Source organism: Rhodococcus sp. SB1D, from assembly GCF_048573875.1.
Taxonomy (GTDB): Bacteria; Actinomycetota; Actinomycetes; order Mycobacteriales; family Mycobacteriaceae; genus Rhodococcus_F; species Rhodococcus_F qingshengii.
This window is the reverse complement of the sequence record NZ_JBMAIQ010000041.1, coordinates 1-1,067: the sequence shown is the minus strand read 5'-3', so window position 1 is coordinate 1,067 and position 1,067 is coordinate 1. Positions and strand designations below refer to the sequence as shown.

General features: G+C 62.9%; 1 protein-coding gene. It reads left to right on the top strand.

Annotated elements, in window-relative coordinates; all coding sequences use genetic code 11:
* Positions 1-1,067, top strand: a 1,067-nt coding sequence (locus ACN50D_RS31240) for a DUF222 domain-containing protein (RefSeq protein ID WP_419970260.1), incomplete at both ends; no start/stop codon positions are given.

Genomic DNA, 1,067 nt, shown 5'->3' with positions numbered 1-1,067 from the left:
GTGGGTGTGCGCGGACGATTGTGGCGGCTTCACCCCAGCGACGTCCGCGAGATCGCCATCACCGCGTCAGCGGAAATCCTTCGCCTGGAAGCCATTCGAGTGGCCGCTGTCGACACCCTGACGTTGAACCCGGACGAACAAGTACTCTGCTACCGCGGCACCGGACAATGGCTCGCGAACCACACCATGCTGCAGATCTCCACCGGCAGAAGAATCGCAGCCCTGGGCAAAGCGCTACGGTCGTTTCCCGAGATCGAAGACCAATTCGATGCCGGTGACCTCACTTTCGAGCACGCAGCACTGATCGTGGCGTTCTGCGAATCCCCACCCAAGGCAATGCCCGACGCCGCACTACCGTACTGCCGCGACACACTCCTCGCCGCAGCATCGGGAACCGAAGCAACCACCGTCAAACTGCGCTACGCCATCAGCGTCCTCGAGCACATGTTCGAATCCGACGACCCACCACCAAGCGAAGACACCGACCGCAACGAACTGCGCATCTCCCCCACCCTCAACGGAAGAGTCGCCGTCCGAGGCGATTTCGACGGAGTGACCGGCGAAATGCTTCTCTCCGCCCTCTCCAACCTCTCCATGCCCACCCCCGCCGAAGACGGCACACCCGACAAACGACCCGCCGCCACACGCAACGCAGACGCCATGGCAGAACTCATCCGGCGCTACCTCGACAACGCTGCCACCGGCATCGACGGCGGCCAACGCCCACACCTGAACGTGCACATCAACGCCAAAGACCTGGCCTACCACCGTGAATGCGCCACAACGAGTGATGGCTCAACACCTGTCCCCTCCGAGGACGACGATCCCGGCATGCTCGATCTCGACTTTCACGATCTCGACAAACAAGATCTCGATGTCGGCCACATGCCCTGGATGGGACCACTGAGCGTCGGCCGCACCCGCATGATCGCCTGCGACTGCATGCTCTCCAGCGTCCTCCTCGACGAAAACGGTGCCCCACTCGACGTCACCCCACTCAAAAGGCTTGTCACCGCAGCACAACGCACCGCCCTGATCGCCCGCGACAAAGGCTGCGCCTTCCCCGG